Raw genomic sequence first — 13,092 nt, 5'->3', positions numbered from 1 at the left:
GCGATATTTTTGGTATAAACTAAATTTATTTTTAAGTAAATTTTTATTAGAATTTCAAACTTTTTTGTAATTGTGATTACAAAATTTTATTGAAAGTTTTTAGATAAAGGAAAACAATGAAAAAAAGCAATACGATTGCGATATTGTCTAAAGTATTTCTAGGTTTAGTCTGTGGAACGCTTTTGCTAACGGGTTGTTCCAAAAAAGACAAAAACGAAGCACCGCAGCAGAATGTAGCAATCTCCGTCAATACCTACAATGTTAATCAAGGCGATGTGCCAATTAGCTTTGAATATCCTGCCAAACTTACGAGCCTACAAAGTGTAGAAATTTACGCGCGTGTAGAGGGGGTTTTGTTAGAACAGCATTTCGTAGAGGGCGGATTGGTAAAAAAAGGCGATAAACTCTTTAAGATTGAGCCGGATAAATATCAAGCCGCATTTAATAAGGCACAAGCGGAATTTAGATCCGCGCAACGCGATTGGGTAAGGGCGCAAAAGCTTTTCAAAAACAACGCCCTAAGCCCAAAAGAATACGATTCTGCACAATCAACTTATGAAAATGCAAGGGCAAGTTTAGATGTGGCGCGAGTAGATTTAAATTACACCGATGTGATTGCCCCAGCAAGTGGCAAAGTGAGTATGAAGCGATACGATATTGGGGATTTAGTGGGCAAGGCAGGTGCAGATAATGTGCTGACAACGATTACGCAATTAGACCCTATTTATGCAGAGTTTTCTATTCCTAGCAACGATTATTATTTCTTGCGCACTTTAGATCACGAAAATGTTAAGGTGATTTACTTGCTTCCTGATGGCACACCTTTTGATAGTCTTGGTAAATTGGATTTCATTGATAGTGTTTTAGAATCAGGCACGGCGACTATTAAAGCGCGTGCGATTGTAGAGAATCCCGAGCATTTGCTAGTGCCCGGAGAGTTTTCACGCATTCGCTTGGACGGAATCATTGCAAAAGATTCCATTATGATTCCACAAGTTGCGCTAATGCAAGACGCAAAAGGCAGTTTTGTGTTTAAAATTGTAGAGGGCAAAGCACAGCCAACCCCCGTAGTTTTGGGTTACAATATAGGAAATAATGTCATTGTTAAGAGTGGCTTAAATACAGGAGATGTTATTGTTACAAGTCAGTTGATTAAATTGCGTCCGGGCGTTTCTGTAACACCAATCCAACAAGCACCTGCAAATGCTACAAAGCCTCAATAAAGGAATCTAAATGTTTTCTAAGTTTTTTATTGAGCGTCCTGTTTTGGCAATGGTTATGTCCATTATCATTGTCATTGCGGGAGCTTTGTCTGCCTTTTCTTTGGCTGTAGAGGAATACCCTCAAGTAACGCCACCGCAAGTGGTTGTGAGTGCAACTTATCCGGGCGCAAGTGCGGAAGTTATTTCAAGCAATGTTGCGAGTGTGCTAGAGGCTAGCATTAATGGGGTGGAGAATATGATTTATATGCAAAGCTCCTCTACCTCTACGGGTTCTTTAAGTATCAATGTGTATTTTACCAATGAAACCGATCCAGACCAAGCAACGATTAATGTCAATAACCGCGTCCAGCAAGTATTGAGTAAATTGCCTCAAGAAGTGCAAAGATATGGCGTTACGGTGGAGAAAAGAAGCTCTACGATTCTTGCTGTTTATGCGTTGTTTTCCGATATGCCAAACCAAGATGAGATTTATATCGCAAACTATGCTTCTATCAATATCTTAGATGAGCTAAAGCGCGTTCCGGGTGTAGGGGACGCGACTTTATTTGGTTTGCAAGAATATTCTATGCGTGTTTGGCTCTCTCCAGACAAATTGACAAAATACAATCTTACGCCCTCTGAAGTCATTGCGCTAATCCAAGAGCAAAACTCGCAGTTTGCCGCAGGATTCTTTGGGCAAGAACCTGTGAAAAACAATTTGGAATTTACTTATAGTGTTACAACCAAAGGACGTTTTAGCGATGCAAAAGAGTTTGAAGAGATTTTGATTAAAACGAATGAGGACGGCTCCGCTTTGCGTTTAAAGGACATTGCAAGGATTGAGCTTGGATCAGAGGATTACAGCTTAAGCGAAAAATATAAGGGCAAACCCGCTATTGCGTTTGGTATATTCTTGCAACCCGGTGCAAATGCGTTAGATGTTGCCGATGGTGTATCCCAAAGACTAGAGGAGCTTTCAAAAAATTTTCCTGATGGTTTAGAATATGCGGTTGCGTATGATACGACAGAATTTGTTAAAGTTTCTATTGGCGAGGTTGTTCAAACCTTTATAGAGGCGATTCTTCTTGTTGTGATTGTTATTTATTTCTTTTTGCAAAATTTCCGCGCTACAATTATCCCAGTCATTGCTGTGCCGGTATCTATCATTGGTTCTTTTGCGGGAATGTATTTGCTAGGATTTTCTATCAATCTTTTGACACTTTTTGGATTGATCTTGGCGATTGGAATCGTTGTAGATGACGCAATTATCGTTATTGAAAATGTGGAGCGGCTGATTCACTCTGAAAAATTGGGCGTCAAAGACGCAACAATTAAGGCTATGGAGGAGATTCAAAGCCCGGTTATTGCTATCGTGCTAGTGCTTTCTGCGGTGTTTATCCCAGTGGCATTTATCGGCGGATTTAGTGGAGAGATTTACAAGCAATTTGCGGTAACCATTGTTATTTCGGTGATTATCTCGGGATTTGTTGCATTGACGCTTACACCCGCACTTTGTGTATCTATTTTAAAAACAAAAGAGCCTAAACCTTTTTATATTGTTAGGAAATTCAATAATTTCTTTGATTGGCTAACCCATAAATTTACCGATAAAGTCGCGCATACGATTCGGCGTGGAATCTTGTATGTGATTCTTTTTGTTGGGTTACTTGTCATTACAATGGGGCTTTTTACGCGTGTGCCAACCGGGCTTGTGCCTTCAGAGGATAAGGGGACATTGCTAGTTTCAATGCAACTGCCACCCGCAACTGCGTTAAATAAAACCACGCAAATGACAGATTTTGCAACAAAAGTGGCGTTGGATAATCCCAATATGGAAGCCATTATGGTATTATCAGGTTATGATATTCTCTCTAGTGCAGTCAAAAGTAATGCGGGGACTGCATTTATTAAACTAAAGAATTGGGACGAAAGAAAGAAACCCGAGCAGCACTCTCAAGCTTTGGCTAGTGCAATGACTGGGCAGTTAATGCAATACCCGAGTGCGATTATGTTTGCACTCAATCCCCCTCCGATTATGGGACTTAGCTTGACAGACGGATTTGAAATGTATATCCAAGACCGCACGGGAGGTTCTACGGAGGATTTGCAGAAAAATACGCAACTTGTGCTAGAAGCGGCGGCAAAGCGTCCAGAACTCACAGGGGTGCGCACGACTTTGAGTGTGAATGTGCCACAATATTATTTGGATTTAGACCGCGCAAAGGCAAAGGCAATGGGCGTGAATATCAATGATGTCTTTACAACGCTTCAAGCAACCTTTGGTGCTTATTATGTCAATGACTTTAATCTTTTTGGGCGCACTTATAAGGTAAATGTGCAGTCTGAAAGCCCCTTTAGGGAGAAGCCAGAGGATTTGCGCAATGTTTTTGTACGTTCTAACACAGGAGAGCTTGTGCCTATTAGCGCACTTGTGAAGTATGAGCGCGTGATTGGACCAGATATTTTGGAGCGATTCAATCTTTTCCCAGCGGCAAAACTAATGGGAGACGCTAAGCCGGGGTATTCTTCAGGAGATGCACTTTTGGCGATTGAGGAAGTAGCAAACGAAGTCTTGCCAGAGGGTTATACGGTATCGTTTTCGGGAAGCTCTTATCAAGAAAAGGCAAGTAGCGGAACGGGTGCGGTTGCCTTTATCTTTGGGCTTGTGTTCGTATTCTTGATTCTAGCGGCGCAATATGAGCGGTGGTTAATGCCTCTTGCGGTTGTTACCGCTGTGCCATTTGCGGTTTTTGGTGCAATTTTAGCAACTTGGCTTAGAGGGCTAAACAATGATATTTATTTCCAAGTGGGATTAATCACACTCATTGCCTTAGCGGCGAAAAATGCGATTTTAATTATTGAATTTGCAATGCAAGCGCGCGAGAATGAGGGCAAAGATATTTACGATTCCGCCGTAGAGGCAGCGCGTCTGCGATTCCGCCCGATTGTAATGACTTCTCTTGCCTTTACGATTGGGGTTTTTCCTCTTGCCATTAGCACGGGTGCGGGGGCGGCGTCTCGCCACGCAATCGGGACAGGGGTTATTGGTGGAATGCTTGCGGCGACTTTTATCGCAACTTTCTTTATTCCTTTATTCTACACATATTTTGCAAGATTTAGTGAATTTATTGCGTCTTTTAGGAGTAAAAATGAACCAAAAGATACACAAAATTAATTTAAGTTTTATTTTAGCTTTGGCACTTAGTGTGGGTGGTTGTTCTCTCTCGCCCAAATATACGCAACCCCAAACCAATCTCCCCGATTCCAAAGAGGCATTGGAATCTGCAAAGGAAATGGAGATTTCTGCAAGGTGGTGGGAGGATTTTGGCGATACGCAGTTAAATGCCTTTGTAGAGGAGGCTTTGGCGAATAACTATGATTTGCTTGTGGCAATGCAGAGAATTGAACAGGCGCGCAGTCAGTGGAGTTATGCGCGAAGCGACCGCTATCCCAATATCCAAGCACAGGGCGAAGCAACAAGGAATCGCAAGAATCTAGCGCAGAATCAGCCCGATAATTATAATAATTTCTCTTTGAGTGCGGTTTTGAGCTTTGAGCTTGATTTGTGGGGACGCGCAAGGGACGCAGACAGGAGAGCCTTAGCGCAACTCTTTGCAGTAAAAGCAAATCGGGATATGGTGCGTTTAAGCCTCGTTGCAAATGTTGCAGAGAGTTATTTTGGAATCTTAACCCTCAATAATCAGGTGCAAATTTCTCAAAACACTCTCAAAAGTCGCACAGAAAACTATGAATACCGCAAAAAAGAGTTTGAAGTTGGTAAGATTTCAGAGATTGATATGCAACAAGCAAGGTCGGAAATGGCGAGTGTCCGCGCACAGCTACAAAGTCTTTTAATGGAGCAGAGTTCTGCACAAAGTGCATTTTTGATTCTGCTTGGACGCGATGGAGCAGGAGTTTTTGCTAATGCGCTTCCAACAGAGCCACAAACATTACCCAATCCTCCAAGCATTGAAGCAGGTTTGCCCTCAACGATTTTAGAAAAAAGACCGGATATTGAAGCTGCCGAGCAGAATCTAAAAGCGGCAAATTTTAATATTGGAATCGCTAGAAGTGCTTATTTTCCAACGATTTCTTTGACGGGGCTTTTTGGCTATGCAAGTCCGCAACTCAATGAATTAATCCGCAACTCCAATTCTACTTGGAATTTTGGTGGAAATTTTTTGGGGAATCTACTAGATTTCGGGCGCACAAGTGCGAATGTGGATTATGCTAAGTCGCAATACGAGGAAATGCTTTTAACCTATGGACAGACTTTGCGCACAGCATTTGGCGAGGTAAGGACGAGTTTGTTTAATTACCAAATGACAGGCGAGAAACTAGGAAGTTTAGATGAGCAAGTAATGGCGTTAAGGCGCACATTAGAACTTGCGAATCTCCGCTATGGAGAGGGATACACGAATTATCTTGAAGTGCTTAGCACACAGAGTGCGCTTTTTGGCGCAGAGTTAAGTCAGCAAAGTGCGCAGTTGGAATCCCTAAGTGCCGCAATTAGCCTTTATAAAGCCTTTGGCGGTGGTTGGGATAAGGAAAAATATCAAGAGGAATAATTAGAATTTTAAGAGATTGCAATTTGTAAATGACGAAGCGGTTTGTTTTTGTTATTACAAGTAAAATGTAGCAGTCTATAATGTAGAATCCCTCTTGGGATTCCATTCTCAAGCTTTTCTTGATTGTGGGTATTAAATTTAAAATTATGAATTAACTCCGACAACACAAAATAAACTTCAAAAAACGATAAAATTTTATATGATAAGCAGACTTTAAGCTTTCTCTCTATTTTTTTTTTTGTTATATTTTTGCCTTTTAATTTAATTTTAAGGAGAATCAATGACTGGGAAAATTTTAGGCTCGGGTGTGATTAAGGCAGAGGATGGCAATCGCTATAATTATGATGAAAGTGAGCTTAAAAATGCTAAACTAAACCAAAAACTAGATGGCTTAGAAGTGGATTTTGAGGTGCAAGAGGGCAAAGCGGTGGGCGTTTTTATTACAAGCAAACAAAGTTCATTTCAGTTCTCTAGCGTGGATACATCAAGTTTGCAAAATATGAATTTGCCGAATTTGGATAATCAATGGGTATTTCTTGATCTAAATGAAGCAAAGGCAAATCTGCTTATGCCAAATATTCATTCTGTGAAGTTTTATGCGTTACTTGCGACATTTATCGCGTTTATTCCATTATTGGTTAGCGGTATTGGTAAATCAAGCTTTTTGGAATCTGTGGTTCAATCCTTTGTATTTGTTCTGTTTTCTTGGGTATTTTACTCACTTTACAAGCTTAGCAATGATGACAAAATCATCAAATACTATGGGATTCTTATTGTGCTTTCTGTGATTGTGATGCAGTTTGTAAGCCCGATTGTAGAGATTGTGAATATGATGACTACAAATATTGTTGGAGCGTTTATGGGAGGAGTAGTGATAGAGAAGTTTATAGCAGAACCTCCATATTTTAAGATGACTATGGCACTCTTGTGTTTGATTGGCATATTTGTGTTTTTGCCTTTGTTCTTTAAGACTTTAAAAAGAATCACAAATGAAGGCTTATTTATGTGGAGTTTTATACTGATGATGATGGCTTTATTTCTTGTGTTTGCGCTAGTGCTTTGCGTATTAGTGGTTTTGATGGCTAAATCTCAACTTCCACAATGGTTTAGTTCTATTCAAGACACAGCAACAATTCTTAGCAATTTATCAAAAGTAGTATTTGTCGTTGGGTGGTTAAGGTTTAGGGAAATCTGCGTAAAAGAATGATTTTATCGTTTTTGATTTATCGTGTGATTCTGTTTGTTGTGCGATTTCACAAGGAATCACACGCATAAGATTTCATATAACAAGCAAAGCGTTTGTAAAAATCTATGTGTGCTTTTGCTAATGCAAAAAGAATCTAGGATTGTGTTTTGTTCCTGCTAAAATGAGGCATAAATTGTTGAGAAAAGATTGATGGTATTTGATAGTGCTGCTAAATTGCCACGATACAATCGTCTTTTTAAGATAAGTTTTGCTATATTTTTGCGTTTTTTGCGCGAAATGTGCGTAAGTTTTATAATGGAGATTTATTATGAAAGAAGCAAAATCAATTTGGATGGATGGAAAATTAGTCGCTTGGAAAGATGCCAATGTGCATATTTTAACCCATACATTGCATTATGGAAATGGCGTATTTGAAGGAACAAGAGCGTATAAAACCGATAAAGGAATGGCGATTTTTCGCTTAAAAGAACACACAAAAAGATTGTTAAATTCTGCAAAAATTGTCGCCATTGATGTGCCTTATTCTCAAGAGGAATTGGAAAAGGCGCAGATTGAACTTCTAAGGGATAATGCGTTTGAAAATAATGCGTATTTGCGCCCACTCATTTATCTAGGCTATGGCGTAATGGGCGTTTATCATAAAAATGCACCCGTTAGAGCAGCGATTGCGGCTTGGGAATGGGGTGCATATCTAGGCGATGATGGCTTGGAAAAAGGGATTCGTATTAAGACTTCCTCACTGGTTAGAAATTCTGCGAAATCCCTTTTTGGCAAGGCAAAAGCTTGTGGCAATTACCTAAACTCACAAATGGCGAAATTTGAAGCAATTGAATGCGGTTATGAGGAGGCTTTATTGCTTGATGATAATGGAATGATTGCGGAAGGTAGCGGAGAGTGCTTTTTCATCGTGCGCAATGGCGTGTTAGTTACACCGCCAAGCGATAGCGTGTTAGAATCCATTACGCAGGATTCCATTATTACGATTGCGCAAGATTTGGGAATCAAAGTGGAGCGCAGAAATATCACGCGTGATGAAGTATATATCGCTGATGAGGCGTTTTTCACAGGGACTGCCGCAGAGGTTACGCCGATTCGCGAGTTAGATTCTCGCGTGATTGGTAGTGGGAAGCGGGGAGAAATCACATACAAATTGCAAAATGCGTTTTTTGATGTCGTCTATGGACGCAATCCTAAATATGCGCATTGGCTCACTTATATTAACTAAAGGTTGCTTATGCCGATTGATTTAAATGAACATTTAAGACAAAAGAATAAAAATTATCACAACTCTAATGAGGATAATTCCTCTAACGGCGGTGGTGGCAATGGTGGAAATAATCGGAATCGCGGATTCCAAGCACCTAAAATGCCTAACTTTTCAATGCCAAATGCCAAAAAAATGGCGGGGGTTTATGTCGCGGTCATTTTGATTGTTTTATTCTTTTTACTCAAGCCTTTTACGATTATTAACAGCGGAGAAGTAGGCGTGAAAATTACTACAGGGGAATTTGATCCAACTCCTTTGCAACCGGGCATTCATTTTTATATTCCGGGCATTCAAAAAATTATTGCCGTGAATACAAAAGTTAGAATCGCAGAATTTACGAGCGTGGAGGGTTCTAGTTATCGGAATCGCGATGAGGGAAGTTTGAAAAATCAAGCCATTAGCGTTTTGGATTCTAGGGGTTTGTCCGTGTCTGTGGAACTTGCGGTGCAATATCGGCTAGATCCTTTAAGCGTGCCTCAAACGATTGCGACTTGGGGACAGAATTGGGAGGAGAGAATCATTACTCCCGTGATTCGTGAAATCGTGCGCAATGTTGTAGGAAGCTTTCCCGCAGAGGAGCTACCCACAAAACGTAATGAGATTGCCACACTTATTGACCAAAAATTCCGCGAAAACATTAATGGGCTTGAGAATCGCCCTGTGGAATTGGTTTCTATTCAACTCACAGAAATCGTCTTGCCTGTTGCGATTAAGGAGCAAATTGAACGCGTACAAGTTGCGCGTCAAGAGGCAGAAAGGGCGAGATATGAGGTAGAACGCGCGAAACAAGAAGCGGAGAAAAAAGCCGCCCTTGCAAAAGGTGTTGCAGACGCGACTATTATTGAGGCAGACGCACAAGCTAAAGCGAATCGCTTGATTTCTCAAAGCTTAAATAATCCTCTTTTGCAGTTGCGTCAGATTGAAGTGCAAGGGAAGTTTAATGAGGCATTGCAAAACAATCGTGATGCAAAAATTTTCTTAACTCCCGGTGGTGCAACGCCAAATATTTGGCTAGATTCCAAAGATAATCAACGCGCAACCTCTGTGAGCAATTAAGGGGACATTAAGTGCAAGAAATTTTGGAGCAAATTGCGTGGGAGAAACTTGGTGGCTTGATTCCTGCCGTAGCGCAAGATTATAAAACGCAAGAAGTCTTAATGCTAGGCTTTATGAATCAAGAGGCTTTAAGCCTAAGTTTGCAAAGCGGTTTTGCGCATTATTTTTCGCGCTCCAAGCAGCGCATTTGGAAAAAGGGCGAACAAAGCGGACACACGCAAAAAATCCACGCCCTCGCCCTAGATTGCGATAAGGATAGTCTGCTTTTACAAGTAGAGCAAGAGGGTGTGGCTTGTCATACGGGTGCGAAAAGTTGCTTTTATCGCGCCATTTCTCTTGCGGATTCCACGATAAAAGAGAATCGCGATTCCATTCTTAATACACAGGCAATTTATGGTGCAGTGGATACACTATACCATACGCTTTTAGAACGCAAGGGCGCAGACCCAAAGACTTCCTACACTGCAAAACTCTACCATAAAGGCGAAAATACAATTGCAAAAAAAATTGTGGAGGAAGCTGCAGAGCTTAGCTTTGCCATTAAGGATAGGGATTCTAAAGAGATTATTTATGAAGCGGCGGATTTGCTTTATCACGCGCTTGTGGGCTTAAGCTACCGCGATGTTTCACCCGATTTAGTGAGGCAAGAGATTGTGCGCCGCTTTGGGCTAAGTGGAATCGCGGAAAAAGAATCGCGAGAGGAAAGGTAGTTAAAAGGTTGGATAATCCATTATGAATGAAGTAAAAAATTATTTAATCACTTTAACCAATACAATCCATTATTTTTCTCTACCCGATTATTTAGTGCTTAGTTGCATTTTTTTATTTATTTTGTTGTTTTTTCTCTTGAGTGTAGCATTTCGTTTTAATGCAATTCTTGCAACCTTAACATTTGTTATTAGTGGAGTTTTACTTGTCTCTTCTCCTTTGATTTATCAAAAGATTATGGAATCTTATCTTAAACAGATAGATTTGACACTTTTAAATAATGAAAAATTACATTATGATGATGTGTATTATATTGAGGGGCAATTTACAAATGTTGGAATGTTTGACTTTAGAGGGTGTGTGTTGAGCGTGAATTTTATCCCTGCTGGGCTTAAAAAAATTAAACAACTCAAATACAAGATTAAACCAAAATTTATGCACATAGAAACTTACAAAGTTCCGCTTAAAAAGCTAGAGTCTATGGAGTTTAAACTCATTGTCCCCTCTCCAAAACCCAATACAGAATTTATTTTAGAAACCAAAGGGGCGTGTTATTAAGGGAGGGCAGATGAAAATCGCAATCAGTGTTGGGGATTCTAATGGCGTAGGTTTGGAGATCCTGCTTAAGAATCACAAGGTAATTTCTAAAATCTGCACTCCGCTTTATTGTGCGGATAAAGAGTTGCTGAAGGAAGCGGCTAGAATACTTCAAGTGAAGCTACCCAAACATTTAAAATGCCTTTCTCCCAATATTAAGATTCCTCCTATCCTACCTGCAAAAATCACTCAAGAGAGTGGTGCGTATTCTTATGCTAGTTTTTTGAGTGCGCTCAATCTCACATTGCAAGGTGAAGCCAAGGCACTCGTTACATTGCCAATCCACAAAAAAGCGTGGCAGTTAGCCGGGATTCCTTATGCGGGACATACGGAAGCTTTGCGCGATGTGCTAGGCAAAGATAATAAGGCGATGATGGTGCTAGGTTCTCCTAGGCTTTATGTTGCACTCTTTAGCGACCATATCCCACTTAAAAGTGTGCCAGATTCCATAAATACGGAATCGCTAACGCAGTTTTTGCTAAACCTTGCACCTTTTATCACCAAAGCACCTTGCGGTGTGCTAGGGCTAAATCCTCACGCGGGGGATTTTGGTGTGCTAGGCAAGGAGGAGGAAGCCATTAATGCCGCGATAAAAAATGCTAATGCCGCTTTGGGAAAGGAAGTGTATATCGGCGCACTTGTGCCAGATACCGCTTTTGTCGGGAAGCATTTGCGCTATTATGTGGCGATGTATCACGACCAAGGATTGATTCCGCTTAAGACTTTGTATTTTAAAGAAAGTATTAATCTAACGCTTAACCTTCCCATTATCCGCACTTCTGTGGATCACGGCACAGCGTTTGATATTGCCTATAAGGGTAAGGCGGATTCCACAAGTTATTTAAATGCGGTAAAAGAGGCAGTTTTCCGCGCTAAAAGAGGGGAGAAATTATTGCCTAAAGGAAGAGGAAAATGAGAAAAACCAAAATTGTTTTGTTGGGTGGGAGTAATTCTGTGATAGTTAATGGTTTGCAAAAAGGCTTAAGGCAAGAGAGTATAGAGCTAATTAATCTTGCGCTTGGCGGTACAGATAACTTGCAAAATCTTTTTGAGTTGGTGAATGAAAAAACCAATAAGCACTTTTGGAAGCGGATTTTATCATCATTGAGACAAACATTAATGATTCACATATGATTCCACAAGGGCATAGCCTCCAAACAATAGGGCGGAATCTCTGCTGGTTATGCGAAAAGCTTTATCAACTAAACAAGAAAGTGATTTTCTTGATTCTGCCTTTTGTGTATGATAATCCCGCCTTGAACGCGCTTTTAAAAGCAAACGCAAACCATTATGGCTTCAATATCATAGATATACACAAAGAATATGAAACACAAGGTTTGATTCAGTTTTATAATACGACGGACGTGTATCATCAAATGTATGCGTTAATGCGCTTGGTTGGTGAGAGGATTATAGAATCCTTAAACGCATTTAAACACTTAAAGCCTAATGCAAGCCACATAGAAGTTTTGCCTAAGTTTGCGATTCTATCTCCCATTGAATGTTTGGGCGCGGAATCTCTTACGCCTATACATTATGGTAATTCCATTTATCAAGAAGTAACTTATAAGGTGATGAAAAACGATAAAATCCAATTTCCAAAAGAAGTGGAGGGCTATGCAGTCATAGGGGTTAAGATATGGAATCTTGGTTTAGCGCATAAGGATAGCGCAAGTTTTGTGTTAAGCAATCATAAAACAAAGCTTATCAAAGTCTTTAATAATGGACACTTGCTCGTGCATACTTTGGATTCCGCTTTGGAGGTTGATGAGGAAACTTACTTTAGAATCAACACAGAGAATGAACCAATGACAGAATCTAGTGTGTGGCTTCACAAGGATAGGCAAATTTGTCCTAACATTAACTATGTTAATGTTGTTTGTTTTTACCTTGTGTGTGGAGGTAAGTGGGATTATGAAATTCCTCTTCATATGCAAGTGGAAGTGGAATCCGAATATGACTTCAGCCATATTCTCCCTGATTTTAAGGCGATGAAAGAGATTATTGAGGAATATTGCCAAAGAATGAAGCCAAAACCTGCTGCCCCGCAAATCCACTACCAAAACACTCTAACAGGCGCAACCTTGCGTGTCCAATCTCATCTAGCCTACAAACTTGGACAAGCAATGATTCTAAACTCTCAAAATTTATGGGGAATGATAAGATTACCCTATGTGTTAAGCTATATCAAAGAATCCCACAGAATAGAACAAAAACAATACCAAGAAAAAATCACAAAGAATCCAAAACTAAAACTTCCTCCTTTAGAATCCTATGCAGACTATGAGGAAGCCTTAAAAATAAAAAATTACACTTCTTATAAACTAGGTGAGGGTTTAATTGCCGCGAATCGTGCGGGGGGGGGGGCAATATTGCTTTATTTGCTCAAATCCTTTGTGGCTAAAATCTGCGGTTTAAAGGTAGTGTGAAGCTTGGTGTGTCCTTGTAGGGTAGATACGATGTCCATGTAGAATCTTGCTTGTAAAG

11 protein-coding genes are annotated in these 13,092 nt (G+C 40.3%); all 11 read left to right on the top strand.

All coding sequences use genetic code 11. The annotated features are described in order from the left end of the window. Nucleotides 1-116: 116 nt before the first annotated feature. The 11 genes from BS85_RS10495 (at nt 117) to BS85_RS0107095 (ending at nt 13,034) form a co-directional block, all read left to right on the top strand. On the top strand, nt 117-1,223 hold the full coding sequence (locus BS85_RS10495; RefSeq protein ID WP_034551403.1) for an efflux RND transporter periplasmic adaptor subunit: 1,107 nt from the start codon (nt 117-119) through the stop codon (nt 1,221-1,223). Between the two features lie 10 nt (nt 1,224-1,233). Further along, complete coding sequence (locus BS85_RS0107140; protein ID WP_026944188.1) at nt 1,234-4,377, top strand: efflux RND transporter permease subunit; 3,144 nt, start codon at nt 1,234-1,236, stop codon at nt 4,375-4,377. After that, nucleotides 4,352-5,770 (top strand): efflux transporter outer membrane subunit, encoded by a 1,419-nt coding sequence (locus BS85_RS0107135; protein WP_211246905.1) that lies wholly within the window; start codon nt 4,352-4,354, stop codon nt 5,768-5,770. The genes BS85_RS0107140 and BS85_RS0107135 overlap by 26 nt, the downstream gene beginning before the upstream one ends. A 280-nt stretch (nt 5,771-6,050) precedes the next feature. Beyond that, nucleotides 6,051-6,977: a hypothetical protein gene (locus BS85_RS0107130; protein ID WP_026944186.1), complete on the top strand. Its 927-nt coding sequence runs from the start codon at nt 6,051-6,053 to the stop codon at nt 6,975-6,977. A gap of 307 nt (nt 6,978-7,284) precedes the next feature. Further along, the gene (locus tag BS85_RS0107125; RefSeq protein ID WP_026944185.1) at nt 7,285-8,202 is read left to right on the top strand and encodes a branched-chain amino acid transaminase; all 918 of its coding nucleotides are present in this window, start codon (nt 7,285-7,287) and stop codon (nt 8,200-8,202) included. Between the two features lie 9 nt (nt 8,203-8,211). Continuing rightward, nucleotides 8,212-9,300 carry an SPFH domain-containing protein gene (locus BS85_RS0107120; protein WP_026944184.1) on the top strand — a complete coding sequence of 363 codons (1,089 nt, stop codon included), beginning with the start codon at nt 8,212-8,214 and terminating at the stop codon, nt 9,298-9,300. Between the two features lie 11 nt (nt 9,301-9,311). Then, the gene (gene hisIE, locus BS85_RS0107115; RefSeq protein WP_026944183.1) at nt 9,312-10,010 is read left to right on the top strand and encodes a bifunctional phosphoribosyl-AMP cyclohydrolase/phosphoribosyl-ATP diphosphatase HisIE; all 699 of its coding nucleotides are present in this window, start codon (nt 9,312-9,314) and stop codon (nt 10,008-10,010) included. Between the two features lie 22 nt (nt 10,011-10,032). Further along, entirely contained in the window at nt 10,033-10,566 is a 534-nt protein-coding gene (locus BS85_RS0107110) for a DUF2393 family protein (RefSeq protein WP_026944182.1), read from the top strand. Nucleotides 10,567-10,576: 10 nt separating this feature from the next. After that, the gene (gene pdxA, locus BS85_RS0107105) at nt 10,577-11,521 is read left to right on the top strand and encodes a 4-hydroxythreonine-4-phosphate dehydrogenase (RefSeq protein ID WP_026944181.1); all 945 of its coding nucleotides are present in this window, start codon (nt 10,577-10,579) and stop codon (nt 11,519-11,521) included. After that, a complete protein-coding gene (locus BS85_RS0107100) occupies nt 11,518-11,739 on the top strand; it encodes a hypothetical protein (protein WP_026944180.1) in 222 nt (73 codons plus the stop codon). Before pdxA ends, BS85_RS0107100 begins: the two co-directional genes overlap by 4 nt. After that, nucleotides 11,688-13,034: an SGNH/GDSL hydrolase family protein gene (locus BS85_RS0107095; RefSeq protein ID WP_169734697.1), complete on the top strand. Its 1,347-nt coding sequence runs from the start codon at nt 11,688-11,690 to the stop codon at nt 13,032-13,034. Before BS85_RS0107100 ends, BS85_RS0107095 begins: the two co-directional genes overlap by 52 nt. The last annotated feature ends 58 nt before the right edge of the window (nt 13,035-13,092 follow it).

It is taken from the genome of Helicobacter rodentium ATCC 700285, from assembly GCF_000687535.1.
In the GTDB taxonomy this organism is placed as follows: domain Bacteria; phylum Campylobacterota; class Campylobacteria; order Campylobacterales; family Helicobacteraceae; genus Helicobacter_D; species Helicobacter_D rodentium.
Note: the sequence above shows the minus strand (reverse complement) of the source record. Positions and strands in the feature narration are given on the sequence as shown.

What these genes read in the sequence shown, in the direction of transcription:
- BS85_RS0107140 (WP_026944188.1), top strand. Translation starts at nt 1,234, where the DNA reads ATGTTTTCTAAGTTTTTTATTGAGCGTCCTGTTTTGGCAATGGTTATG.
- BS85_RS0107100 (WP_026944180.1), top strand. Translation starts at nt 11,518, where the DNA reads ATGAGAAAAACCAAAATTGTTTTGTTGGGTGGGAGTAATTCTGTGATA.
- BS85_RS0107125 (WP_026944185.1), top strand. Translation starts at nt 7,285, where the DNA reads ATGAAAGAAGCAAAATCAATTTGGATGGATGGAAAATTAGTCGCTTGG.
- BS85_RS0107120 (WP_026944184.1), top strand. Translation starts at nt 8,212, where the DNA reads ATGCCGATTGATTTAAATGAACATTTAAGACAAAAGAATAAAAATTAT.
- BS85_RS0107110 (WP_026944182.1), top strand. Translation starts at nt 10,033, where the DNA reads ATGAATGAAGTAAAAAATTATTTAATCACTTTAACCAATACAATCCAT.
- pdxA (WP_026944181.1), top strand. Translation starts at nt 10,577, where the DNA reads ATGAAAATCGCAATCAGTGTTGGGGATTCTAATGGCGTAGGTTTGGAG.
- BS85_RS0107130 (WP_026944186.1), top strand. Translation starts at nt 6,051, where the DNA reads ATGACTGGGAAAATTTTAGGCTCGGGTGTGATTAAGGCAGAGGATGGC.
- BS85_RS10495 (WP_034551403.1), top strand. Translation starts at nt 117, where the DNA reads ATGAAAAAAAGCAATACGATTGCGATATTGTCTAAAGTATTTCTAGGT.
- BS85_RS0107135 (WP_211246905.1), top strand. Translation starts at nt 4,352, where the DNA reads ATGAACCAAAAGATACACAAAATTAATTTAAGTTTTATTTTAGCTTTG.